This window comes from Kineococcus aridisoli, assembly GCF_050871885.1.
GTDB lineage: Bacteria > Actinomycetota > Actinomycetes > Actinomycetales > Kineococcaceae > Kineococcus.
Map to the genome: position 1 here is coordinate 1 of NZ_JBJLSF010000078.1, position 23,243 is coordinate 23,243.

The following is a 23,243-nucleotide window of genomic DNA, read 5'->3' on the forward strand; positions in this document are numbered from 1 at the left end:
CCCCCCCCCCCCCCCCCCCCCCCCCCCCCCCGCCCCCCCCCCCCCCCCCCCCCCCCCCCCCCCCCCCCCCCCCCCCCGCCCCCCCCCCCCCCCCCGCCCCCCGGGGGGCTCGGCTAGCGTCGCCGCATGGGTGTGACACTGGCCAAGGGCGGGAACGTCTCGCTGACGAAGGTGGCGCCGAACCTCACGGAGGCGCAGGTCGGTCTGGGCTGGGACGTGCGGACGACGACGGGCCTGGACTTCGACCTGGACGCCAGCGCGCTGCTGCTCGGCGCCGGCGGCAAGGTGCTCTCCGACGGCCACTTCGTCTTCTACAACCAGCTCGCCAGCCCCGAGGGGTCCGTGCGCCACACCGGCGACAACCGCACCGGTGAGGGCGAGGGCGACGACGAGGTGATCGAGGTCGACCTGCTCTCGGTGCCCGAGCAGTGCCAGCGGATCGTCTTCGCCGTCTCCATCCACGACGCCGACGCGCGCCGGCAGAACTTCGGCCAGGTCGTCAACGCCTTCATCCGGCTGGTCAACCGCGCGGACGGCAGCGAGGTCGTGCGCTACGACCTGTCCGAGGACGCCTCCACGGAGACGGCGATGGTCTTCGGCGAGGTCTACCGCCACTCGGGCGAGTGGAAGTTCCGCGCCGTCGGCCAGGGCTACGCCAACGGTCTGCTCGGCATCGCGCAGGACTTCGGCGTCGACGTCGCCTAGTGACGTCGCCCAGGGACGTCGCCTAGCTCGCCGGGGCGGAGGGCGCGCAGCCGTCCGGGCCGCAGACCTGCTCCCCCTCGTCCTCCCCCTCGGCGGCCCCGCCGACGGGGGTGAGCGGCCGGCCGTCCGCCCAGGCCCGCTCCAGGACCGCGAGGAACTGCTCCGCCGGCTGGGCGCCCGAGACGCCGTAGCGGCGGTCGACGACGAAGAACGGCACCCCGCGCGCGCCCAGGGCCGCGGCCTCGGCCTCGTCGGCGCGCACGGCGTCGACGAAGCGGCCCTGCTCCAGGACCTCGCGGGCCTCGGCGGCGTCCAGGCCCGCCTCGGCCGCCAGCCGCACCAGGGTCTCCCGGTCGCCCAGCGGCTCGCCCTCGCTGAAGTGGGCGCGCAGGAAGCGCTCGCCGACGGCGTCCTGCACCCCGCGCAGCCCCGCGAGGTGGACCAGCTGGTGGGCGTCGAGGGTGTTCGCCGGCACGGAGACGTCCTGGTGGAACTCCAGCCCCTCCGCGGCGGCCGTCGCGTCCACGGACGCGACCACCGCACGGACCTCCTCCACGCCCCGGCCGAGCTTGGCGGCCAGCCGCCGGGCGTGCTCGTCGCTCGGGCCGGCCGCGCGCGCGGTGGCCGAGACCGCGCCCGGGTCCAGCTCGAACGCCTTCCACTCCACCTCGACCTCGTCGGCGTGCTCGAAGCCGCGCAGGGCGCGCTCGAAGCGGCGCTTGCCGACGCAGCACCACGGGCAGACGACGTCGGACCAGATCTCCACCTTCACGCCTGCGGCAACCGGCCGCCGGGCAGGGCTGTTCCGCCGGGCGCCGCGTCCGCTGCTGCGGACGGGTGGGCGCCGGGGTCAGTCCCCGCCGCCGCCACCGCCGGAGCTGTCGCCGCCGGAGCCGCCGCCGTCGCCCCAGCCGCCCCAGCCGCCGCCGTCGTGGTGGTGGGAGTGGGAGTGGTGGCGGATCCCGGTGTCCGGCAGCTCCACGGACCCGCCTAGGGACTCGCCGGCCGCGCCACCGGCCACCCCGGGCCACACGCCCCCGTCGGCGGAGCGGCGCTGGCCCGGCCGCGTCCGCGAGCACACCCGGCCCACCAGGGCCGCCACGAGCAGGATCACCACGAGCGAGACCATGACCGTCAGCACTGCCGCGCCTCCTTCGGCCGGGAGCCCCGGGAGGGCCCGATGACCCACGGTGGCACACCGGCGGTGGATGCGCGAGGGCTTCGTGCCCACCCGCGGCCGTCCGGGCTGGACGATCTGCCCGCTCAGGCGGGGCGGCGCTGCCAGGTGCCGATGCGGAAGCGGGGGCCGCGCGCGGAGGTGCGCCAGCCGTCGGCGGGGTCCACCGCGGTGCGCACCCACTCCGGCCCGATCGCGGGGGCCGCGGTGTCGCCGTCGACGACGAGGTCGACCTCGGTGACCTCCAGCCGGTCCGCGTGCGGCAGGGCGGCCTCGTAGACCGCGCGGCCGCCGACCACCCACACCCGCGGGGCGCTCGCCAGCGCCGCCGCCAGGTCGCCGCAGACCTCGGCGCCCTCGGCGCGGTAGCCGGGGGTGCGGCTCAGGACGACGTTGCGCCGCTGCGGCAGCGGGCGGAAGCGCGGCGGCAGGGACTCCCAGGTGGCCCGGCCCATGACGACCGTGGTGCCGCTCGTCAGCGCGGAGAAGTGCGCCAGGTCCTCGGGGACGTGCCACGGCAGCCGGCCGTCGACGCCGATGACGCCGTTGGCCGACTGCGCCCAGACCAGGCCGATCACGCGCTCCCCCGGTGCCCCGTGCCCGGACCCGCTCAGACCGCGACCGGCGCCTTGATGGCCGGGTGGTGGCGGTAGCCGACGAGCTCGAAGTCGGAGAACTCGTGCTCGAAGAGCCCGGCGGGGCGCACCACGAGCTCGGGGAACGGGTACGGCGTGCGCGTCAGCTGCTCGGCGACCTGCTCGACGTGGTTGTCGTAGACGTGGCAGTCGCCGCCGGTCCAGACGAAGTCGCCGGGCTCCAGGCCGACCTCGGCGGCCACCAGCACCGTCAGCAGCGCGTAGCTGGCGATGTTGAACGGCACGCCCAGGAAGAGGTCCGCGGAGCGCTGGTAGAGCTGGCAGGACAGCTTCCCGTCGGCGACGTGGAACTGGAACAGCACGTGGCACGGCGCCAGCGCCATCTTCTCCAGCTCCCCCACGTTCCAGGCGGAGACGACCATCCGGCGCGAGTCCGGGTCGGTCCGCAGCGTCTGCAGCACCTGGGCGACCTGGTCCACGTGGCGGCCGTCGGGGGTGGGCCAGGAGCGCCACTGCACGCCGTAGACGGGGCCGAGGTCGCCGTGCTCGTCGGCCCACTCGTCCCAGATGCTCACCCCGCGCTCCTGCAGCCAGCGCACGTTGCCGTCCCCGCGCAGGAACCACAGCAGCTCCAGCGCGACCGACTTGAAGTGCACCCGCTTGGTGGTGACGAGCGGGAAGCCCTGCGAGAGGTCGAAGCGCATCTGGTGGCCGAAGACGCTGCGGGTGCCGGTGCCCGTGCGGTCGGACTTGCGCGTCCCGGTGGCCATCACGTGCCGCAGGAGGTCCTCGTACTGGGTGTCGATCCGCTCAGCCGCCACGGGCCGACAGCCTAGGCGAGGCCGGGCGCTCAGCCGACGTGCCGCCCGGCCAGGTGCGCGTCGAAGCCGTCGTCGTCGGCCGCCTCGCCGCGCACGACGGCGGCGATGCGGGCCAGCCACGCGGCGCCGGCGACGTCGTGGACGCTGTGGTGCGGCACGAGCACCGGGTAGGGCGTGACCGGCACGCCGTCGGCGGGGCGCACGTCCACGTGCGCGACGGCGTGCCCGTGCGCGTGCAGCCAGTCGGCCATCGCGTAGTCGGTGCGCGAGTCCCCCACCGTGCGCCAGGCGCGCGGCAGCGGCCCGTCGGCGGCCAGCAGCCGCAGCGCGACCTCGGCGCCGCGGTCCTTGCCCAGCAGCACCGACTCGACGTCGGTGGAGATGATCGTGGGGTCGATGCGCCAGTCGACGCGGCCGCGGCCGTCGGGGTGCTCCTCGCCCCGCCAGGTGACGCCGAGGTCGAGGCCGGCGAAGACGGCCAGCGCTGCCCGCTCGTAGTCCCCCTGGCGGGCCAGGTAGGTGGCCGAGTCCACGTCCAGGCGCTGCTCCAGGGAGACCATCGCGCGCTTGCCCTCGTCGACGAAGAGGACGTCGGCGAAGGACTCCCGCGCCAGCGCCTCCAGCGCCCGCGCGGCCGGTGCGGGCACCGCGAGCTGCTCGTCGACGGTGACCGGGCCGATCCCGTCGGCGCTCACCGAGAAGGTGACGGCGCCCTTCTCGCAGACCGCGTGCAGCCGCGCGGCCGCCGGCAGGCCCGCCGCCAGCAGCGGGCCGACGACCTGCTCGCGCAGGAACTCGTCGGAGCGGCCCGTGTTGAAGACGACGGGCACCCCGGCGGCCAGCAGCTCCAGCAGGCTCTCCAGCAGCCCGGGTGCGCTGATCGATCGGGTCACCGGGCTGGCGACGGGGCCGTCGACGTCGAGGAGGAGGCCGAAGGGCGGGGCGGTGTCGCTCACCCGCCGATCCTGCCCGACGGCCGCGCCCGGTCCTGCGCCCGGTCCTCGACGAGGGCCGCGATGCCGTCCAGCACGCGCTGCACGCCGAAGCGGTACGCCTGCCCGGGGTCGTGGGCGCTGGCGTTCGCGGTGCCGGCGGCGGTGCCGATCCGCACGGCGCGCGGGTAGCGCGCCGGGTCCAGCACGCGCTCCAGCAGCGGGCCGGCGGTGGCCCACCACTGCGCGTCGTCGGTGCCGCTCTCGCGGCGCGCCGCGCGCGCGTCGGCGCTGTCGCGGGCGCAGGCGCGCACGACGAGCAGCAGGTGCGTCAGGCAGGAGTCGACGGTGACGTCGTCCAGGCCGGTGCCGTCGAAGGCGGCCAGCTCGTGCTCGTACTTGGCCAGCTGCCCCGGGCCCAGCACCGGGCGCAGCGTGGAGATCCCGGCGGCCCAGGGGTGCTGCTCGTGGAGGCGGCGGTTGTCCTCGGCGACCGCGGCCACGCGCTCGCGCCAGGGGCGGCCGGTGGTGTCCTCGCGGGAGGCGGAGGCGTAGGCGGCGTCCAGCAGCAGGTCGAGCAGCTCGTCGCGGTCGGCCACGTAGGTGTACAGCGACATGGGGGCCACGCCGAGGCGCTCGGCGACGCGGCGCACGGTGAGCGCCGCCAGGCCCTGCTCGTCGGCGAGCGCGGTGGCCGCGGCGACGACGGTGTCCAGGTCGAGGCTGCGGCGCGGGCCGCGGGCCGGCACCGCGGCGGGGTCGCGCCAGAGCAGGGCCAGGGTGCGGGCGGGGTCGGCGGCGCTGGTGCGGTCGGGGCTCACGGGAACATCCTGGCTGCTCGTACGTTGTACGGCGTACCCTGTACGCCGTACGGGGTGGAGAGAGGGGTTCCCGTGCAGATCACCGGTACCGCGGTCTCGCTGACCGTCGACGACGTCGAGGCCTCCAGCGGCTTCCTCGTCGAGCACTTCGGCTTCACCGAGGCGATGGCCGCCGACGGCTTCGCCAGCCTCACCCGCCCCGACGCGGGCGCGCACGTGGTCTACCTGCGCCGGGGGCTGGCCACGCTGCCCGCCGACCAGCGCGACGAGCACGCCCGGGGGCTGATCCTCGCCTTCGAGGTCGACGACCTCGAGGGCGAGCTGGCCCGCCTGCGGGCGGAGGGGGTGGCGATCACCATGCCGCTGACCGTCGAGGAGTGGGGCGAGCGGGCCTTCCAGGTCCGCGACCCCAACGGGGTCGTCGTCCAGCTCGTCGACTGGAACGGCGCCGCCTGACCTGGATCGGTGATCTTCCTCCAGCGCTGCCGCTGGAGGAAGATCACCGATCGGGGAAGGGTCAGGTCCAGTACAGGTAGCGCGCCGAGGGCAGCCGGTCGGCCACAGCCTCCTCGAACCAGGTGCGCAGCTCGCGCATGGCGTCCTTGTCGTAGACGTACTTCACCGCGCCGAACCTGCCGTGCTTGCGCGAGCGGGTGGACTCCTCCAGGTCCAGCTTGGTGCGCGGGTACCAGCCGAGCTGCACGTCCTTGCTCTTGGGCGTGAAGCGGTGGGTGATGCACTCCACGGTGAGGTCGGCGCCGGCCGGCAGCTGGGCCGCGGCGGCCTCCAGCAGCTCGGCGTAGCGCTCGCGCCAGTCCTCCACCGGCATGATCGGGGCGATCGTCAGGCCGACGGGGTAGCCGGCGCGGGCCAGCCGGCCCAGCGCGCGCAGCCGCGCGCCGACGCGGGCGGTGCCGCCCTCGAAGCGCTCGACGTCGCGCACGTTGACGGAGGCGCGCACCCGGGTGCGCCCGCCGTGCGGCAGGTCCAGCAGGCCGTCGACGTCGTCGTACTTGGTGGTCAGCCGCAGCTGCACCGGACCCGGCCAGTCGTGGGTGCCGAAGTGGGCGATCGTCGCCGCCAGCGAGCCGGTGACGTGCTCGATCGCCAGCGGGTCGGTGTAGCAGGAGGCCTCGAACGTCGTGCCCTCGTGCCCGCGCTCGGCCGTGCCGGAGGTCACCGCGCCGGCGCCGACGACCTCGTCGAGGCCGGCGAGGATGCGCGGCAGGTCGGCGTAGACGCGGGTGATCGGCGGGCCCGCCAGCGAGCCCGCCAGGTAGCAGTACTGGCAGTGCCCGGGGCAGCCCTCGGCGATGGGGAAGGAGAAGTCCGCGCTCGGCGGGATCGGCGTCGGCCGGCGCTTGGAGGCCGCGCTCGTGACGACGGCGAGCGTCTTCTTCGCCCGCGCGTAGGTGGCCCGCTCGTCCTCCCCGCGCAGCGGCGGCAGGCGGTCGCCGTCCAGCAGGCGGACGTCGTCGACGCCGGCGGCGACGAGCCGGTCGACGATGGCGCGCCCGTGCGGCTCGGCCTGCGCGGAGGCGGTGACGAGGACGTGGCGCGGGGTCCACAGGACGGGCCCGCGAGGGGCGGCGGCGGTGCTGGCGGCGGTGGCGGCGGTGGTGCCGGCGGCGGCGGGGACGGTCTCGAGCGTCATCACCTCCTTCAACACCGGCGGCCCCCGCGCGCGTCCACCGGGCGCTGTGCCGTGCGCCACGCCGGCCCTGCGGCGATCATCGGGGGGTGGTGGTCGAGCAGCTGTTCCGCACGGCGGCCGCCGTGCGCTCGGGCAAGGCGCTGCACCCGCGGGGGGCGGTCGTGCCCGCCACGGTGGTGCGGCACGGGCTGTCCCCGCGCACCGGCGTCGGGTGGGTGGACGAGCCCGGTGAGGACCGCGCGCTCGTGCGCCTGTCGCGGGGGGCCGGGCTGCCGCCACCGCTGCCGGACGTCCTCGGCCTCGCCCTGCGCGTGACCTCCCCGGCGGGCGAGCCGTGGGACCTGCTGCTGGCGAGCACGGGCGAGGGCGTGCTGGGCCGGCGCCTGCCGCAGCCGCGCCGGTGGCCGGGCGCCTTCTGCTCCAGCGTCGCCGCCTTCACCACCCCCGGCGGGCCGCTGCTCGTGGGCGCCAAGGAGCGCGGCGGCCGGTGGCTGCTGGCGGTGGCGCGGCCGCGGGGAACCTGGCGGCCCTTCGCCGAGCTGGTGCTGCACGCCGACCCCCGCACGGCCGACGACGAGCCGCTGACCTTCGAGCCGGTGCGCCACGCGGTGCCCGGGCTGGGCTTCTCCCGCCGCTGGCGGCGCGTGCGCGAACCCGGGTACGCGGGCTCGCGGGAGGGCCGGGGGCAGGCGGGGTCCTGACCCCTGGGCGCGTCAGGCGGGGGCGTCGGCGGGGGCGTCGGCGGGGGCGAACCAGTGCGATTCCGGCGCCGGGCGGCCGAACAGCCAGCCCTGCGCCCGCCGCCACCCCTGGCGCTGCACGTGCGCTGCCTGCGCGGCCGTCTCGACCCCCTCGCAGACCCCCAGCAGCCCGAACCCCTCGGCCAGCCCGGCGACCGCCGCGGCGATCCGGTCCGAGGAGGCGTCCGCGGGCAGGTCGGCGACGAAGGAGCCGTCGAGCTTCAGCCCGCTCACCGGCAGCCGGCGCAGGTAGGACAGCGAGGAGTACCCGGTGCCGAAGTCGTCGAGCAGGACGTCCACGCCCAGGGCGGCGAGCGCGTGCAGCTCCCCCTCCGTGACGCTGTCCCCGTCGACCACCGAGGTCTCCAGCAGTTCCACCGCCAGCCGCTGCGGGGCGAGCCCGCGCCGGCGCAGCCCCTGCGCGACCGCGGTGGCGAACGTGCCGTCGAGGCGGGCGGCGCAGGTGTTCACCGCGACCCGGGTGCCGGGCCGGCGGGCCAGGAAGTCCAGGACCTCCTCCAGGACGACGGCGTCGACGGCGGGCACCAGGCCGCAGTCCTCGGCCGCCGGCAGGAAGTCCTCGGGCAGCAGCAGCCCGCGCTCGGGGTGGCGCCAGCGCACCAGGGCCTCGAACCCCGTGCGCCGCCGCTCCGGCAGCGCGACCACCGGCTGGTAGTGCACCTCGAGCTCGCCGCGCTCCAGCGCGCGCCGCAGGTCGTTCTCCAGCAGCAGCCGCTGCACCGCCTGCTCGCGCATCGCGGCGGTGTGCACGCGCACGCACCCGCCGCCGGCCGCCTTGGCGGCGTCCAGGGCGGTGTTCGCGTCGCGCAGCGCGACCGCCGCGTCCAGCGGTCCCAGCACCGGGTCCGGCCGCGCGAGGTCGAGGACGACCAGGCCGGTGCTCACCGAGCAGCGGATCTCGCGGGGGGCGCCGGGACCGCCCAGGACGACGGGGGCGGCCAGGCCGCCGTTCAGCCGGGTGGCCACCTCCACCGCCTCCCGCACCTCGGCCAGGCCCGGCAGCAGCACGAGGAACTCGTCGTCGCCGAGGCGGGCGACGACGTCGCCGGCCCGCACCCCGGCCAGCAGGCGCTCGGCCACGGCGACGAGCACCTCGTCGCCGGCGGCGTGGCCCAGGCTCTCGTTGACGACGCGGAAGCGGTCCAGGTCGCAGGTGAGCACGCCCAGCAGCCCGCGGCCGCCGCGCAGCCGCTCGTCGAGGTCGGCGACGACGCCCGAGCGCGCGCGCAGCCCGGTCAGCGGGTCGAGCTCGCCGTCGCCCGCGCGGTGGCGGCGCACGCCGTCGGCGAAGACCTGGACGACCACCACGCCCGCACCGTCCGGGGCGGTGGCGAGCGCGGAGACGGCCGGGGTGCGGGTGGTGCCGCCGCCGGGGCGCGCCAGCAGGACGTCGGTGGTGACGGCGGACGCGCCGGTCAGCAGCGCCTCGACGACGCCGTCGGCGTCGTAGGCGCCGTCCGCGGTGGACAGCACGTCGGCCAGCTTGCGGCCGACGACGTCCGCCACGTCGTGCGCGAGCGCGTCGCAGAACGCCTGGTTGACCCGCAGCAGGACGCCGTGCAGGTCCGCGACCGCGACGCCGACGCCGGTGGTGGCGAAGACCTGCCCGACGTCGAGGCGCCACTGGTGGTGGTCCACGGCGCCTCCCTGCGCTGGTGCGACGACACGACCGGGCTCCCGGGACGCCTCTTCTAGAAGAGCTCCCGGGGAGCAGTCTGGCCCCTGCGGGCGCGCTGCACAAACGTCGCGGGATCGACGCGCGTGCACCCGAACGGGCGACCGGCGCCCCCGCAGGTGCCCGCGGCGCTCAGGGCGGGCGCACCGCGCGTCGATCCCGGACGGGTGGAGGACGACACCCGGCGCGAGCGACGCTCGATCAGCCTGCGCACCAGGCTGCTCGTGCTCGTCCTCGTGCCCCTGCTGGGCTTCTCCGCCTCCGCCGGCGTCCTGGTCACCCACCGCGTGCAGCGGGTGGGCGCCGCCCAGGACGCCGTCGCGCAGCTGCACGCCGCCGTGGTCCTCGACGGCCTGCGTGCCCGCGTCGTCCAGGAGGCCATCCCCCTGGTCTCCAGCGTCGAGCTGCTCGACCTCGCCGGCGACGGCCTCGACCGCGCCCGGCTGGCCGGCGACCTGGCGGGCCTCTACACCGACGCCGCCCGGCGCACCGACACCGCCCTCGCGCTCGCCCAGGACGACCCGCTGACCCGCGCCGCGGCGCGGGAGGCGGCCGGGCGCCTGGAGGCCGTGCGCGCCTCCCGCGGCACCGGCCCGACCCCCAGCCAGCGCGAGACGAGCAACCGCCAGCTGTTCGACAAGTACCGCTACCTCGTGCGCCAGCTCGCCGACGAGGTCGACGCCCACCTGGCCACCGCCGCCGGGGGCGGCGACGACGAGCGGCTGGAGCACGCCGTGCGCGACCTGCAGCGCACCGCCCGCGCCACCACCCTCGCCGGCGAGGAGGTGCCCTTCTACCTGGGCCTGGTCTCCGCGCCCGTCGGCGGCACCGGGCCGGCGCGCTCGGCGTTCCTGGCCAGCTGGTCCGGCTTCGGGCTCGCCGCCGCCGACATCAGCGCCACCAGCCGCCCCGCCGTGCGCTCCGCCTGGGTGCGCGCCCGGGCCCACCCCGACGCCCGCTCCGTGGACGCCACCCTGGCCGCCGCCGTGGCCGCCGACGCCTCCGGGGAGGGCGCGCGGCCGACGTCGGCGACGCTGCTGGACCTCAGCCGCGCCGTCGTCGGCCGCGACGACGCGCTGCGCGCCGTCCTGGACACCGCCGCCGCGCAGGCCGTCGAGGCCGCCGAGGCCGTCCGCGAGCAGTCCCGCCGCGAGCTGGTGCGCTACGGCGGCCTCACGGCGCTGCTGCTCGTGCTCTCCCTCGGCGGCGTGCTCACCGTCAGCCGCTCGATCGCCGGCCCGCTGGCCCGCCTGGCCACCGCCGCCCGCGCCATCAGCCTCGGCGACCTCGTCGACGTGCGCGTCGAGGGGCCGCCGGAGGCGCGCACCGTGGCCCGCGGCCTGGGCGCCGCCGTCACCAGCCTGCGCACGGTGCAGGCCCAGGCGCAGGCCGTCGCCGACGGGGCGCTGGACTCCGAGATCGTGCGCCGGCCGCTGGGCGGTCCCCTCGGCGCCGTCGTGCACGCCTCCGTCCAGCAGATCATCACCGCCGTGCACGACCGCGAGCAGCTGCAGGAGGACCTGGCGCACCAGGCCACCCACGACGCGCTGACCGCGCTGCCCAACCGGGCCGAGGCGCTGGCCCAGACCGACCGCGCGCTGCGCCGCACCGCCCGCACCGGCGACCGCGTCGGGCTGCTGTTCATCGACCTCGACCAGTTCAAGGCCGTCAACGACACCCTCGGCCACGGCGCCGGCGACGACGTGCTGCGGGCCGTGGCGCAGCGCCTGCGCGAGCGGGTGCGCGCCGTCGACGTCGTGGCCCGCCTGGGCGGGGACGAGTTCGTCGTCCTCGTCGAGCCCGTCGCCGACGTCGAGGGCCTGGTCGACCTCGGCCACCAGCTCATCCAGACCCTCGGCGCGCCCATCGCCGTCGGCGGGCACGGCGGCGCGCAGGGCGAGTGCGAGGTCCGCACCGGCGCCAGCGTCGGCATCGCCGTCAGCCGCACCGGCCAGGGGCCGGAGGCGGTCGACGCCGACCGGCTGCTGCAGGAGGCGCACACCGCCGCCTACCGCGCCAAGGCCGACGGCCGCGGGCGCGTGGAGGTCTACGACGACGAGCTGCGGCAGGCGCTGGCCGAGCGGGCCGCCGTCGAGGAGGGCCTGCGGCACGCGCTGGCCGCCGACGAGCTCGTCCTGCACTACCAGCCCGTCACCGACCTGGCCACGGGCCGGGTCCGCAGCGTCGAGGCGCTGGTGCGCTGGCAGAAGCCCGGCGAGGGGCTGGTGCCCCCGGGCCGGTTCATCCCCGTCGCCGAGGGCTCGGACCTGGTCTGCGACCTCGGCCGCTGGGCGCTGCGCACCTCGCTGGCCCAGCTGGTCGCCTTCGACCGCGAGGGCGGGCCGTGCGCCGGGCTGCGGGTGGCGGTCAACGTCTCCGGCCGCCACCTGCGCTCCCCGCGCCTGCTGGACGACGTGCGCGAGGCGCTGGCGGGCGCCGGGATCGCCCCGGACCGGCTGACGCTGGAGATCACCGAGACCGTCATGGTGGAGGACCGCGTCGCCTGGGCCCGCCTGGAGCAGCTGCGGTCGGTGGGCGTGCGGGTGGCCATCGACGACTTCGGCACCGGGTACACCTCCTTCGGGCAGCTGGCCCGGGTGCCCGTGGACGTGCTGAAGGTGGACCGCAGCTTCGTCGCCTCCGACGACCCGCGCACGGTGGAGCTGGTGCGCCTGGTCGTCGGCGCCGCCCGCAGCTTCGGGCTCGGCGTCGTCGCCGAGGGCGTCGAGGAGCCCGGGCAGGTGCGCGCGCTGCAGGCCACCGGCTGCGACACCGCGCAGGGGTTCTGGTTCGCGCGCCCCGTCCCGGCGCAGGCGCTGGCCGCGGCCGTGCTCGGCTGCGGCGACGCCTTCGAGCGCAGCCGCCGGTTCGAGACCGTGCCCTGACGCGGCGTACCCTCCCGTGGGTCCTTCACGAGGAGACGACGTGCCCACCACGACCACCGCAGCGGCCGGGCTGACCGCGGGTTCCGTCAGCGACGACGCCATCCGCTCCTGCATGACCAACTGCTCCCGGGGCGAGGCGCACCGCATGCGCGTGCCGGCCCGGGTGCGCGGCAGCGACCCCGCCCGCGAGGTGGTCGGCTGGCGCGACCCCCGGGCCGCCGAGCGCGGCTGGCTGCTGGTGCCGCTCGGCGAGGCCGTCGTCGGCCTGGCGCTGCGCGCCGCCCCCGGTGGCGGTGCGCGCACCACCGCCGTCTGCGACCTGTGCGGCACCACCCGGGCACCCGGCGAGGTGTCGCTGTTCGTGGCCGCGCGGGCGGGCGAGCCCGGGCGGCGGCGCGAGCCCGTCGGCACCCGCGCCTGCAGCGACCTGGCCTGCGCGGACAACGTGCGCGTCCTGCGCCCGACCCCGACGCTGCGCCCCGAGCCCGGGCTGAGCATCGCCCAGCGCGCGCAGGCGCTGCACGAGCGGGCCGCCGCCTTCGCGCAGCGGGTGCTCGCCACCGCCTGAGCCGGCGGGCCCGCCCGGGGTTCGACCCCGGCGGGCGGGGGTAGCTGGGGGGCATGCAGAAGCAGCTCGCCGCCGGGCGGCGCGACGGCGCGGCCCGGCCCTCCCTGGCCCGCCGCCTGTCCTGGATCGGCGTCCTCGCCGCCGGGGTGATCGCCTACGTCGTGGTCCTCGACGTCATGGTGAGCACCCGCAACCTCAACTTCTTCCCCTCGCTGCTGCTCATCGGCTCCATCACGGTGCCGCTGACGGTGCTCACCTTCGCCGACCTCGGCGGGCGCGACGTGCCCGCCCGCGGCTGGCTCGTGGCCACCGCCGCCATCGGCGGCGGGGTCGTCGGCACGGTCGCCGCGGGCCTGTGGGAGTACCGCTCGATGGTGCAGCTGGGCCCGCTGTCGATCCTGCTCGTCGGCGTCATCGAGGAGGCCGCCAAGCTCATCGTGCCGCTGGTGCTGCTGGTGCTCACCCGCCCGCGGGACCCGCGCGGGGGCATCGTCGTGGGCATCGCCGCCGGCACCGGCTTCGCGGTGCTGGAGACGATGGGCTACGGCTTCCAGGCGCTGCTGTCGGCCGGCAGCGTCGACGCCGTCGGCCAGACGCTGCTGCTGCGCGGGCTGCTCTCGCCGGCCGGCCACCTCGCCTGGACGGCGTTCGTGGTGGCCGCGCTGTGGCGGGTGCCCACGGCGCGCCGGCGCGGGCGGGCGGTCGCCGGGGTCGTCGGCGCCTACGCGCTGGCCGTGGTGCTGCACACGCTGTGGGACGTCTCGCAGCGGCTGTCGGTGCACGTGGTCGTCGTGGTCGTCAGCCTCGCGCTGCTGCTCGTGCTGACCCACCGCGCGCACACCGGCCGCTCCCTGCAGCCGGTGGACGGGGGCCGGCCGGTGGAGGCGGCGCACCGGTGAGCAGGCCGGTGCGGGCCTGGGAGCTGTACCGCGCCTGGCGCAACCTGCCGGTCAGCGCGCTGGCGCTGGGCTGGGCGCGGCTGCACGGGGCGCGGATCACCGTCGGCGCGGACCTGTTCGTGGAGGCCGCCGGGATGCCCCGCGGCACCTACGGGCGCGGGGGCACGACCATCGGCAACGTGTGGCTGTTCGGGGAGCTGGGCGGCGAGCGCCGCCGCCGGCACGAGGTGCGCCACGCCGACCAGTACGCGCTGCTGGGCACGGTGCCGTTCCTGGCGCTGTACGGGCTGAACGCGCTGGTGACGCGCAACCTGCCGCACCGCAACGTCTTCGAGCGCTGGGCGGGGCTGGCGGACGGGGGCTACGCCGACCCCGGCCGCGCACTGGTGTAGGTTGGCGGAGCTTCGTGCGGACGTAGCGCAGTTGGTAGCGCATCACCTTGCCAAGGTGAGGGTCGCGAGTTCGAGTCTCGTCGTCCGCTCTCCCGGCCGGCCCCCTCCCCGAGGGGGACCGGCCGCACCCGCACCGCCAGCACCGCGACGTCGTCCTCCGCGTGCCCGGCCACCATCTCCAGCGCCGCGTCGCACGCCTCCTCCGGCGTCATCGCCGCGAAGGCCGCCGCGCTCTCGGCCAGCCACGCCAGCCCCTCGTCGATCGAGGCGCCCCGCCGCTCCACGAGGCCGTCGGTGTAGAGCAGCACGGTGGCGCCCGCGGGCAGGCCGTGGACGTGGTCGGCGCGCGGCTGGTCGGCGTCCAGGCCCAGCAGCAGGTCGGGGCTGGTGCGCAGCAGCTCGACGGAGCCGTCGGGCGCGACGACCAGCGGCGGCGGGTGCCCCGCGTTGGACCAGCGCAGCCGCCAGTCCGGCGTCCCCTCCAGGGGCTCGATGGTGGCCAGGACGCCGGTGGCCAGCGCCCCGACGCCGAGGTCGCGCATGGCGCGGTCCAGGGCCGCCAGCGCGGCCGCGGGCGAGACCTCCAGCGAGTAGCCGATGCCGCGCAGCAGGTTGCGCACCTGGCCCATCGCGGCGGCGGCGTCCTGGTCGTGGCCGGTGACGTCGCCGATGACCAGGCAGGTGGTGCCGCCGGCGGTGAGGAAGGCGTCATGCCAGTCGCCGCCGACCTGGGCGTGCTCGGCGGCCGGCAGGTAGCGCGCGGCGATCTCCAGGTGGTCCGGGTGGGGCGCGGAGGTGAGCAGGCTGCGCTGCAGCGTCTCGGCCAGGCTGCGGACGGCGTCGGCGGCGGTGCGCTCGGCGCGCAGCGCCCGCACGCGGTCGACCGCCTGGGCGGTGGAGGCGGCCAGCGCGGTCAGCAGGTCGGCGTCCTCGTCCATCACCTCCCGCTCGCCGTTCCACGACAGCCCCAGGGCGCCGACGACCCGGTCGGCCAGGCGCAGCGGCCAGGCGGCCGTGGTGCGCCCGCCGGCGGTCTCGACGGCGGGGCTGCCGCCGAGCGCACCGCCCAGGGCCCGCGCCGCGGGGTCGAGCTCGTCGCCGAGGACGGCCAGCCGGCGGCCCTGCTCGTCGGTGTCGATCAGGCCCAGCGCGATGCCGTCGGCGCCCAGCAGCACCGCGGCGCCGCGCGCGAGCACCCGCAGGACGTCGACCTCCTCCTCCACGTCCGAGAGCGCCTGGGCGACGGCGACCAGGCCCGCCAGGCGCTGGGCCTGCCACTGCTGCAGGTCGGCGCGGCGGCGCTCGGCCTCGTAGGAGGCGGCGGCGGACAGGGCGTCGCCGACGGTGGCGGCGACGAGGCGGACGAAGTCGCGGTAGGCGGCGTCGACGGCGATGGCGGTGGACAGGCGGGCGGCCAGCACGCCCGGGGAGTCGCCGCCGAGGGCGGCGGGGATGCGCACCCACGCCGTGCGCGAGCCGTCGGGGTCCTCGCGCACGAGGACCTGGCGCGGGCGCAGCGCCACGGGCGGCTCGGGCAGCCGGCGCGGCGAGCCCGGCAGCTGCAGGTCGACGGCCGGCAGGTCCAGGGGGGCGGTGCCGAGCACGTCGAGCGCGCGCTGGGCCAGCTCCAGCGGCGGCTGCAGCTCGCTGGCGAGGTCCCCGAGGCGGGTGAGCAGCTCCAGGCGGCGGTGGTCCTGCACCTGCCGGGTGGTCTCCACGGTGATGTCCATGACGCCCGCGACACGGCCGTCGTCCTCGCGCAGCGGGGAGTAGGAGAAGGTGTGGAAGCTCTCCTCGGGGAAGCCGCGGCGGTCCAGCAGCAGCGGCATGTCCACCGACCACGTCGCCTCGCCGGCCAGCGCGGTCTCGAACAGCGCGCTGATGTCGTCCCACGCCTCGGGGAAGACCTCGCGCACCGGCCGGCCCAGCGCCGCGGGGTGCTTGTCGCCCATGAAGTCGGCGTAGGCGGCGTTGTAGAGCATGACGAGCTCCGGGCCCCAGCACACGAGCGCGGCGAAGCGGGTGCCCAGGGCCAGCTCCAGCGACCGGCGCAGCGACCGGCTCCAGCCGGCGGGCTCGCCCAGCGGGGTCGCCGCCCAGTCCACGGCCTCGTAGGCGGCGCGCAGGTCCGCCGCGACGCCGAACGGCAGGCTCGTCACCACGCGCTGGTCACCACGCCCGCGAATCTAGTGGTGCCCGCCCGGAGCAGCTCCCCCCGCCGTGCGCAGCCAGCGGGACCCGGCGCCCTCGGCGGCCGCGGCGTCGCCCGGGTTGAACAGCGAGCACCGGCTCAGCGACAGGCAGCCGCAGCCGATGCAGCCGGTGAGGGAGCTGCGCAGCGCCTCCAGCTCGCGGATGCGGGCCTCCAGCAGCTCCTGCCACAGCTCCCCGACGCGCGACCACTCGCGCGCGGACGGGGCGCGGTCGGCGGGCAGGGTGGCCAGGGCCTCGCCGATGGCGGCCAGCGAGAGCCCGACGCGCTGACCGGCGGCGATGACGGCCAGCCGGCGCAGCACGTGGCGGGGGAAGCGCCGGCGGCCCGCGCCGTCGCGGACCGCCGTCAGCAGGCCGCGCTCCTCGTAGTGGCGCAGCGCGGCGACCGAGAGCCCGGCGCGGGCGGCGACGGTGCCGATGCTCAGCAGGTCCTCGCGCGCGCTCACGGGGGCAGGATCGCCCGCGGGCCGCGGCCGCGTCGACCCGGACACGTCCCTCTCCCTCCGATCGGTGATCTTCCACGGTGCACCGCGGAAGATCGCGAACGGAGGGGATGACGCGGGGGCGCCCGTGCGTTACGGTGCTGATTGAAACTTCAAACACCGAGGGGGACACCGTGGAGATCGGCATCAGCGCGTTCGCGGAGACGACGCCGGACCCGGCGACGGGGACGACGATCAGCCACGCCGAGCGGCTGCGCGAGGTCGTCGAGGAGATCGAGCTGGCCGACCAGGTGGGCCTGGACGTCTACGCCCTCGGCGAGCACCACCGCCCCGACTACGCCGCCTCCGCCCCCGCCGTCGTGCTCGCGGCCGCCGCCACCCGCACCTCGCGCATCCGCCTCTCCAGCGCCGTCACCGTCCTCAGCTCCGACGACCCCGTCCGCGTCTTCCAGCAGTTCGCCACCCTCGACGGGCTCTCGGGCGGGCGCGCCGAGGTCATGGCCGGGCGCGGCTCCTTCATCGAGTCCTTCCCGCTGTTCGGCTACGACCTCGGGGACTACGACGAGCTGTTCGCCGAGAAGCTGGAGCTGCTGCTGGCCATCCGCGCGGACCCGGAGCGGGTGGAGTGGCGCGGCGGGCACCGCCCGGCCATCCCCGGCCTCGGCGTCTACCCCCGCCCGGTGCAGCAGCCGCTGCCCGTGTGGGTCGCCGTCGGCGGCAACCCGCAGTCCGTCGTGCGCGCCGGCACCCTCGGCCTCCCGCTGGCGCTGGCCATCATCGGCGGGATGCCCGAGCAGTTCGCCCCGCTGGCCGAGCTGTACCGCGAGGCCGGCCGCCGCGCCGGGCACGACCCCGCGACGCTGCGGGTGGCGACCCACTCGCACGGGTTCGTCGCGGCGACCACCCAGCGCGCCGAGGAGGTCCACTTCCGCCCCTACCAGGCGGTCATGAACGGCCTGGGCCGCGAGCGCGGCTGGAACCACTTCTCGCGCACCAGCTACGAGGCGGCCCGCAGCCGCCGCGGCGCCCTGCTCGTCGGCTCCCCGCAGGAGGTCGCCGAAAAGATCCTCTTCCAGCACGAGCAGCTGGGCGTCGACCGCTTCATGCTGCACCTGAGCGCGGGCACGATGCCGCACGCCGACGTGATGAAGGCCGTCGAGCTGCTCGGCACCGAGGTGGCGCCGCTGGTGCGCGAGGAGCTCGGCGGCTGAGACGAGCGGGGGCCGGCGGCCGGCGGCCGGGGGGACCCCGGCCACCGGCCCCCGCTCCGGGTCAGCGCCTGCGGACGACCAGCCAGACGGCGACGGCCGTGACCGCCACGACCGCGCCGAGCAGCACCCCGCTCTGCTGCCTGGCCGACCCCGGCGCGCTCGCCGAGACGCCCTGCACCTTCGCGCCCGCGGTGTGCACCGTCGAGGCGGCGTGCCCGCGCAGCTCGTCGACCTTGTGCAGCGCCTGCGCCTTGACGTCGTCGACCTTGTGCTGGGCCTGCGCCTTCACGTCGGCCTTCGCGGCGAGGGCGTCGGCCGTCGCGGCCAGGCGGTCGCGGGTGATCTCGATGTCGCGCTCGAGCGCGGCGCGGTCGGTGGGCACGCCGTTGGCGCCCTTCTGGGTCTCGCTCACCGGTGGAACCCCTCCTTGGCCGCAGCCACGTCCTGCTTGACGCTGTCGACGGCCGCCTGCGGCACCGGCGGCGCCGCCTGCTGGACCTCCTTCCTGCCCAGCAGCCCCACGACGACCGCCACCGCGATGAGCACGACGCCCACGATCAGCGCGGCCAGCCAGGCGTCGAGCGCGAGCGAGAGCGCGAGGATCGCCGTGGTGATCAGGGCGCCGATGCCGAAGAAGGCCAGCAGCCCGGCGACGGAGAACATCCCGATGCCGGTGCCGGCCTTCTTGCCCTTCTCGGCCAGGTCCATCTTGGCCAGCTGCACCTCGTCGCGGACGAGGTGGGAGACCGTCTCGGTGAGCTGGCTGACCAGCTGACCGACGCTCTCGTCGGAACGGGTCGGGGAGGCGACCGGCCCCGGTCCCGTGGACACGCTGAGGTCGTCCACCCTCGTGGATCCCGTCGGTTGGCTCATGGCTCCAGGTGTACCCCGGCGCGGGCCGGACGACACCCCGGGACCGCCGCGCCCCCGGCGCGCGGCGACCCCGTGCTCAGCGCATGTGCGGGTAGACGTGCTCGGTCGGCGGCAGGAAGTTCTCCTTGATCGAGCGCGGGCTGGTCCAGCGCTGCAGGTTGAGGATCGAGCCGGCCTTGTCGTTGGTGCCCGAGGCGCGCGAGCCGCCGAAGGGCTGCTGGCCGACGACAGCGCCGGTCGGCTTGTCGTTGACGTAGAAGTTGCCCGCCGTGAAGCGCAGCTCGCGCTGGGCCTGCGCCACGGCCCGGCGGTCGGTGGCGACCACGGCACCGGTCAGCCCGTAGGGGGAACCGGACTCGACGGTGCGCAGCGCCTGCTCCCAGGCGCCGGGGCGCGCGTCGTCGTAGACGTGCACGGCGAGGATCGGCCCGAAGTACTCGGTGCAGAACGCGTCGTCGGCCGGGTCCTCGCCCAGCAGCACCGTCGGGCGCACGAACCAGCCCTCGGAGTCGTCGCAGGTTCCGCCGGCGGCCACCCGGATCCCGTCGGTGGCGCGGGCGCGCTCGATCGCCGCCGCGTTCCTGGCGAAGGAGCGGGCGTCGATGACGGCGCCGCCGAAGTTCGACAGGTCGGTGACGTCGCCGAAGCGCAGCGCCTCGACGTCGGCGAGGAAGCGCTCGCCCATCCGCTCCCACACCGAGCGCGGCACGAACGCGCGCGAGGCCGCGGAGCACTTCTGCCCCTGGTACTCGAAGGCGCCCAGCAGCATCGCCGTCGACAGCACGTCCGGGTCGGCCGAGGGGTGGGCGAGGACGAAGTCCTTGCCGCCGGTCTCCCCCACCAGCCGCGGGTAGGTGCGGTAGCCGGCGATGTTCTCGCCCACCGCGCGCCACAGGTGCTGGAAGGTGGCGGTGGAGCCGGTGAAGTGGATGCCGGACAGCCGCGGGTCGGCGAGCACGACGTCGGAGACGGCCCGCCCGTCGCCGGGCAGCATGTTGACCACGCCGGGCGGCAGGCCCGCCGCCTCCAGCAGCCGCATCGTCCACCAGGCCGACAGCGTCTGCGTGGGCGACGGCTTCCACACCACGGTGTTGCCCATGAGGGCCGGCGCGGTCGGCAGGTTCGCGGCGATGGCGGTGAAGTTGAACGGGGTGACCGCGTAGACGAAGCCCTCCAGGGGGCGGTGGTCCAGGCGGTTCCACACCCCCGGCGAGCTGATCGGCTGCTCGGCGATGAGGCGGCGGCCGAAGGCGACGTTGAAGCGCCAGAAGTCCACCAGCTCGCAGGGGGCGTCGATCTCGGCCTGCTGCGCCGTCTTGGACTGCCCGAGCATCGTGGCGGCGGCGATGCGCTCGCGCCACGGGCCGGCCAGCAGGTCGGCCGCGCGCAGGAACACCGCGGCGCGCTCGTCGTAGTCCATGGCCGCCCACGCGGGCGCGGCGGCCGTCGCGGCCTCGACGGCGGCCCGCGCGTCGGCGTGGGTGGCGCTGGCGAAGGTGCCCAGCACGCTCGCGTGCCGGTGCGGCTGGACGACGTCGACGCGCTCGCCGCCGCCCGCCGACTGCACGCCGCCGATCGTCTGGGTGAGCTCCACCGGGTTCGCCGCCTGCTCGGCGAGGGCGTCGGTGAGCAGCTTGCGCTCGGGGCTGCCCGGCGCGTAGCCGTGGACGGGCTCGTTGCGCGGGACGGGGACCTCGGTCACGGACTGCACGGGGGTTCCTCCGGGGGTCTGGGGCGTCAGCGGGTGACGAGGGAGCGGGCGAAGAAGGCGAGGTTTGCCGGGCGCTCGGCGAGGCGGCGGGAGAAGTAGCCGTACCAGTCGGTGCCGTAGGGCACGTACACGCGCACGGCGTGCCCGGCGGCGGCCAGCCGCCGCTGCTCGGGCACCCGGATGCCGTAGAGCATCTGGAACTCGCAGGAGCCGCGGTCGCGGCCGGCGACGAGGTCCTCGGCGATGCGCACGATCCGCAGGTCGTGGGTGGCGATCATCGGGTACGCGCCGCCGTCGAGCAGCGTGCGCAGGCAGCGCACGTACGCCTTGTCGACGTCGGCCTTGGCGGGGGCGGCGACCTCGGCGGGTTCGGCGTAGGCGCCCTTGACCAGCCGCACCCGCGAGCCGGGGACGGCCAGCTCGCGGGCGTCGGCAGCGGTGCGGAAGAGCATCGACTGCAGCACGCAGCCCAGGCGCGGGAAGTCGGCGCGCAGCGTCCGCACGGTCGCCAGGGTGTCCTCGACGCGGGTGTGGTCCTCCATGTCGAGGGTGACGTCCACGCCCGCGGCGACGGCGTGCCCGACGAGCTCGCGGGCGCGCTCGGTGGCCCGCCGCGGACCGGCCGGCCCCAGCGACTGGCCCAGCGCGGACAGCTTCACCGAGACCTCGTTGCCCTCCGCGAGGCCCTCGGCGGCCAGCCGGTCGACGAGCTCGCGGTAGCCGGCGACGGTGGCGTCGGCCTGGGCGTCGTCGGTGACGTCCTCGCCGAGGCGGTCGAGGGTGACGGCGATGCCGTCGGCGGCCAGGGCGCGCGCGGTGCGCACGGCGGCGTCGACGTCCTCGCCGGCGACGAAGCGCTCCACGACGGGACGGCTGAGGCCGCTGCCGGTCACGAGCGAGCGGACGCCGGGGGTACCGGCGACGCCGAGCAGGAGTTGTCCGAACACCCTTCGACGCTAGGACCGCGCGGGCCCGCGCGGCGATGGACGGACGTCACCTTTTCGTCCCCCGCCGTCATCCAGGTGGATGATGGGCCGGTGAGCTCGCCGTCCGGTCCCGCGGAGCTGCAGGACCTCGTCGACACCGTCGCCGACCTCACCGGCGCCCCGGCGACGCTGGAGGACCGCGACCTGCACCTGGTGGCCTCCTCCGGCCACGACGACGTCATCGACGAGGTGCGCCGCTCCTCGATCCTGCGCCGGCGCTCCGACCCGGCCGTGCAGCAGCTGTTCGCCGGCTTCGGCATCGCGCGCGCGACCGCGCCGCTGCGCATCCCCGGCGACCCGGCGGCCGGGCGGCTGGCCCGCTGGTGCCTGCCGGTGCGCTGGCGGCAGGTCACCTACGGCTACCTGTGGCTGCTGGACCCGCACGGGCGGGTGCGCGCCGAGCAGCTGGAGCGGGTGCACGACGTCCTCGACGTCGTCGCAGCGACGCTGGCCACCCGCGCGCGCGCCGCGGACCGCACGACGTGGGCGGTGGGCGAGCTGCTGTCGGCCGACGCCGGGGCCCGCGCCCGCGCCGTGGAGGAGCTGCGCCGCGACGGGCTGCTGACGGCCTCGGTGCAGGTGGTGGCGCTGGCCCCGGTGGGCGGCGGCCCCGCCGGGGCGGTCAACGCGTGGCTGCTGCCGCGGGCCGTGCTCACCGCCGCCGTGGGCCGGCGCGCCGCGCTCGTCGTGCCGACGCCGCTGGCCGGCACCGAGGTGGCCGCGCGGGCCGCGGCCGCGTTGGCCCCCCAGCACCCGGGCGGGGTGGCGGCGGGGGTCTCGGCGGCGGTGACCGCGGCCGAGGCGCACACCGGCTGGCGGCAGGCCGACGCCGCGCTGCGCGCCGGCGGGGCGGGGGTGCGCGAGTGGGAGCGCCTGGGCGCGCTGCGCCTGCACGCCCTGGCCGGGCCCACGGCGCTGGCCGAGGTGGTCCGCGACGAGCGGGCCCGGCGGCTGCTGGCCGCCGACCCCGAGCTGGTGGAGACGGCCCGCACCTACCTGGACCTGGCCGGCAGCGCCCAGCGCACCGCCGCGGCGCTGTCCATCCACCGCCAGACCCTCTACCACCGGCTGCGGCGCGTGCAGGAGGTCAGCGGCTACGACCTCGGCAGCGGCGCCGACCGGCTGGCGCTGCACCTGGCGCTGGTCCTGGCTCCCCCCGACCCGGCACGCACCCCGGACGGGGAGCCGTGATCACGCCGGCGGCGCGGCCTCCCAGGCGCTGGTGAAGCGCAGGCCGCTGCGCACGAACAGCTGCGTCACCGGGCAGCGGCGCTCGGTCTCGGCGCGCAGCCGCTCGAACTGCTCGGGGGTGGCGTCGGTCTCCAGGCGCACCCGCACGTCGACGGCGTCGAAGTTCGCGTTGCCCTCGGCGCCCCTGGCGATGACCGAGGGGTCCAGGTCGCCCTGCACGCGGAAGCTCCAGCGGCCCAGCGCGATGCCGAGGTCCTTCGCGACGATGCTGCCGGTCACCTGGTGGCAGGAGGTCAGCGCGCCGAGGGCGTAGCTGAGCGGGCTGGGCGCCGAGTCGGCCCCGCCGAAGGACGGGTAGGTGTCGGCGGTGAAGACGTGCTCGTTCTCGCCGGCGACGGTGAGCGTCTGCGCGACGCCCGTCCCCTCGGCGTCGATCACGAAGGGCACGGTGGTCCTGGGCACGGGGATCTCCTCGTCCGTCGTTGCCCGGCGCGGTCGCGCGCGGGCCAGGTCGTCACCCGGGAGCACCCCCGACGTGGGGGTTGCCGGTCAGCGGCCGGGGCCTTCGCTGCTGACGCTCGTGACCTGCTGCGACCGTAGGCGGCGCCTGGTTGCGCCCGCAACCGCTCCGCCCGGATCCACCCGTCCGGCCCTCCCGGGTCCGGGGGGGGGGGGGGGGGGGGGGGGGGGGGGGGCCCGGCCGCGGGGGGGGGGGCGGGGGGGGGGGG

The 23,243-nt window shown here is 76.7% G+C and carries 23 protein-coding genes, 1 tRNA gene, 1 pseudogene and 1 riboswitch; of the genes and pseudogenes, 10 read left to right on the top strand and 15 right to left on the bottom strand.

Translation table 11 applies throughout. From position 1 onward, the window contains the following. Positions 1 to 126: 126 nt before the first annotated feature. On the top strand, positions 127 to 705 hold the full coding sequence (locus ACRYM2_RS17895; RefSeq protein WP_432523787.1) for a TerD family protein: 579 nt from the start codon (positions 127 to 129) through the stop codon (positions 703 to 705). Between the two features lie 22 nt (positions 706 to 727). Here the strand turns inward: ACRYM2_RS17895 and ACRYM2_RS17900 are convergent, their stop codons facing one another. From ACRYM2_RS17900 to ACRYM2_RS17925, 6 genes are all read right to left on the bottom strand, one after another. Then, a complete protein-coding gene (locus ACRYM2_RS17900; protein ID WP_432523788.1) occupies positions 728 to 1,471 on the bottom strand; it encodes a DsbA family oxidoreductase in 744 nt (247 codons plus the stop codon). Positions 1,472 to 1,555: 84 nt separating this feature from the next. Further along, positions 1,556 to 1,846, bottom strand: coding sequence for a hypothetical protein (locus ACRYM2_RS17905; RefSeq protein WP_432523789.1), 291 nt, complete (start codon positions 1,844 to 1,846; stop codon positions 1,556 to 1,558). A 122-nt stretch (positions 1,847 to 1,968) separates the two neighbouring features. Further along, positions 1,969 to 2,460 carry a dihydrofolate reductase gene (locus ACRYM2_RS17910; RefSeq protein ID WP_432523790.1) on the bottom strand — a complete coding sequence of 164 codons (492 nt, stop codon included), beginning with the start codon at positions 2,458 to 2,460 and terminating at the stop codon, positions 1,969 to 1,971. A gap of 32 nt (positions 2,461 to 2,492) precedes the next feature. Beyond that, a complete protein-coding gene (locus tag ACRYM2_RS17915) occupies positions 2,493 to 3,299 on the bottom strand; it encodes a thymidylate synthase (RefSeq protein WP_432523791.1) in 807 nt (268 codons plus the stop codon). A gap of 29 nt (positions 3,300 to 3,328) precedes the next feature. Further along, entirely contained in the window at positions 3,329 to 4,255 is a 927-nt protein-coding gene (locus ACRYM2_RS17920; RefSeq protein ID WP_432523792.1) for a hypothetical protein, read from the bottom strand. Beyond that, positions 4,252 to 5,052, bottom strand: coding sequence for a TetR/AcrR family transcriptional regulator C-terminal domain-containing protein (locus ACRYM2_RS17925; RefSeq protein WP_432523793.1), 801 nt, complete (start codon positions 5,050 to 5,052; stop codon positions 4,252 to 4,254). Before ACRYM2_RS17925 ends, ACRYM2_RS17920 begins: the two co-directional genes overlap by 4 nt. 72 nt (positions 5,053 to 5,124) lie before the next feature. On the opposite strand from ACRYM2_RS17925, the gene ACRYM2_RS17930 reads away from it, so the two are divergent. Continuing rightward, a complete protein-coding gene (locus ACRYM2_RS17930) occupies positions 5,125 to 5,508 on the top strand; it encodes a VOC family protein (protein WP_432523794.1) in 384 nt (127 codons plus the stop codon). Between the two features lie 61 nt (positions 5,509 to 5,569). Here ACRYM2_RS17930 and ACRYM2_RS17935 read toward each other — a convergent pair whose 3' ends face one another. Next, positions 5,570 to 6,706: a spore photoproduct lyase family protein gene (locus tag ACRYM2_RS17935; RefSeq protein WP_432523795.1), complete on the bottom strand. Its 1,137-nt coding sequence runs from the start codon at positions 6,704 to 6,706 to the stop codon at positions 5,570 to 5,572. Between the two features lie 86 nt (positions 6,707 to 6,792). Here ACRYM2_RS17935 and ACRYM2_RS17940 point away from each other — a divergent pair, with 86 nt between their 5' ends. Further along, positions 6,793 to 7,407: a hypothetical protein gene (locus ACRYM2_RS17940; RefSeq protein ID WP_432523796.1), complete on the top strand. Its 615-nt coding sequence runs from the start codon at positions 6,793 to 6,795 to the stop codon at positions 7,405 to 7,407. Between the two features lie 12 nt (positions 7,408 to 7,419). Here ACRYM2_RS17940 and ACRYM2_RS17945 read toward each other — a convergent pair whose 3' ends face one another. Then, entirely contained in the window at positions 7,420 to 9,105 is a 1,686-nt protein-coding gene (locus tag ACRYM2_RS17945; RefSeq protein ID WP_432523797.1) for a putative bifunctional diguanylate cyclase/phosphodiesterase, read from the bottom strand. 204 nt (positions 9,106 to 9,309) lie between these two features. Between ACRYM2_RS17945 and ACRYM2_RS17950 the strand changes: the two genes are divergently transcribed. From ACRYM2_RS17950 to ACRYM2_RS17970, 5 genes are all read left to right on the top strand, one after another. Further along, complete coding sequence (locus ACRYM2_RS17950; protein ID WP_432523798.1) at positions 9,310 to 12,027, top strand: putative bifunctional diguanylate cyclase/phosphodiesterase; 2,718 nt, start codon at positions 9,310 to 9,312, stop codon at positions 12,025 to 12,027. 40 nt (positions 12,028 to 12,067) lie between these two features. Further along, positions 12,068 to 12,595 carry an FBP domain-containing protein gene (locus ACRYM2_RS17955; protein WP_432523799.1) on the top strand — a complete coding sequence of 176 codons (528 nt, stop codon included), beginning with the start codon at positions 12,068 to 12,070 and terminating at the stop codon, positions 12,593 to 12,595. 53 nt (positions 12,596 to 12,648) lie between these two features. Next, a complete protein-coding gene (locus ACRYM2_RS17960; RefSeq protein ID WP_432523800.1) occupies positions 12,649 to 13,494 on the top strand; it encodes a PrsW family intramembrane metalloprotease in 846 nt (281 codons plus the stop codon). Further along, the gene (locus ACRYM2_RS17965; protein ID WP_432523801.1) at positions 13,491 to 13,886 is read left to right on the top strand and encodes a hypothetical protein; all 396 of its coding nucleotides are present in this window, start codon (positions 13,491 to 13,493) and stop codon (positions 13,884 to 13,886) included. Before ACRYM2_RS17960 ends, ACRYM2_RS17965 begins: the two co-directional genes overlap by 4 nt. A 16-nt stretch (positions 13,887 to 13,902) precedes the next feature. Then, a tRNA-Gly gene (locus tag ACRYM2_RS17970) sits at positions 13,903 to 13,975 on the top strand. 45 nt (positions 13,976 to 14,020) lie between these two features. Here ACRYM2_RS17970 and ACRYM2_RS17975 read toward each other — a convergent pair. Continuing rightward, positions 14,021 to 15,868 (bottom strand): annotated as a pseudogene (locus ACRYM2_RS17975) (SpoIIE family protein phosphatase); the annotation flags it as partial. Positions 15,869 to 16,072: 204 nt separating this feature from the next. Next, positions 16,073 to 16,546, bottom strand: coding sequence for a redox-sensitive transcriptional activator SoxR (soxR, locus tag ACRYM2_RS17980; protein ID WP_432523802.1), 474 nt, complete (start codon positions 16,544 to 16,546; stop codon positions 16,073 to 16,075). Between the two features lie 170 nt (positions 16,547 to 16,716). Here soxR and ACRYM2_RS17985 point away from each other — a divergent pair, with 170 nt between their 5' ends. Beyond that, the gene (locus ACRYM2_RS17985) at positions 16,717 to 17,754 is read left to right on the top strand and encodes an LLM class flavin-dependent oxidoreductase (RefSeq protein ID WP_432523803.1); all 1,038 of its coding nucleotides are present in this window, start codon (positions 16,717 to 16,719) and stop codon (positions 17,752 to 17,754) included. Between the two features lie 61 nt (positions 17,755 to 17,815). Here the strand turns inward: ACRYM2_RS17985 and ACRYM2_RS17990 are convergent, their stop codons facing one another. From ACRYM2_RS17990 to ACRYM2_RS18005, 4 genes are all read right to left on the bottom strand, one after another. Next, positions 17,816 to 18,166: a DUF3618 domain-containing protein gene (locus ACRYM2_RS17990; protein WP_432523804.1), complete on the bottom strand. Its 351-nt coding sequence runs from the start codon at positions 18,164 to 18,166 to the stop codon at positions 17,816 to 17,818. After that, positions 18,163 to 18,627 carry a phage holin family protein gene (locus ACRYM2_RS17995; protein ID WP_432523805.1) on the bottom strand — a complete coding sequence of 155 codons (465 nt, stop codon included), beginning with the start codon at positions 18,625 to 18,627 and terminating at the stop codon, positions 18,163 to 18,165. Before ACRYM2_RS17995 ends, ACRYM2_RS17990 begins: the two co-directional genes overlap by 4 nt. Before the next feature lie 76 nt (positions 18,628 to 18,703). Then, a complete protein-coding gene (gene pruA, locus ACRYM2_RS18000; RefSeq protein WP_432523806.1) occupies positions 18,704 to 20,338 on the bottom strand; it encodes an L-glutamate gamma-semialdehyde dehydrogenase in 1,635 nt (544 codons plus the stop codon). A 26-nt stretch (positions 20,339 to 20,364) separates the two neighbouring features. Further along, positions 20,365 to 21,285 (bottom strand): proline dehydrogenase family protein, encoded by a 921-nt coding sequence (locus ACRYM2_RS18005; RefSeq protein ID WP_432523807.1) that lies wholly within the window; start codon positions 21,283 to 21,285, stop codon positions 20,365 to 20,367. Positions 21,286 to 21,375: 90 nt separating this feature from the next. Between ACRYM2_RS18005 and ACRYM2_RS18010 the strand changes: the two genes are divergently transcribed. Then, entirely contained in the window at positions 21,376 to 22,515 is a 1,140-nt protein-coding gene (locus ACRYM2_RS18010; protein ID WP_432523808.1) for a PucR family transcriptional regulator, read from the top strand. Here the strand turns inward: ACRYM2_RS18010 and ACRYM2_RS18015 are convergent, their stop codons facing one another. Further along, the gene (locus ACRYM2_RS18015) at positions 22,516 to 22,977 is read right to left on the bottom strand and encodes an OsmC family protein (protein WP_432523809.1); all 462 of its coding nucleotides are present in this window, start codon (positions 22,975 to 22,977) and stop codon (positions 22,516 to 22,518) included. It abuts the gene before it with no gap. A gap of 11 nt (positions 22,978 to 22,988) precedes the next feature. Next, positions 22,989 to 23,101, bottom strand: a riboswitch (SAM riboswitch). Positions 23,102 to 23,243: the final 142 nt, after the last annotated feature.

What these genes read in the sequence shown, in the direction of transcription:
- ACRYM2_RS17895 (WP_432523787.1), top strand. Translation starts at nt 127, where the DNA reads ATGGGTGTGACACTGGCCAAGGGCGGGAACGTCTCGCTGACGAAGGTG.
- ACRYM2_RS17935 (WP_432523795.1), bottom strand. Translation starts at nt 6,706, where the DNA reads ATGACGCTCGAGACCGTCCCCGCCGCCGCCGGCACCACCGCCGCCACC.
- ACRYM2_RS17960 (WP_432523800.1), top strand. Translation starts at nt 12,649, where the DNA reads ATGCAGAAGCAGCTCGCCGCCGGGCGGCGCGACGGCGCGGCCCGGCCC.
- ACRYM2_RS17995 (WP_432523805.1), bottom strand. Translation starts at nt 18,627, where the DNA reads ATGAGCCAACCGACGGGATCCACGAGGGTGGACGACCTCAGCGTGTCC.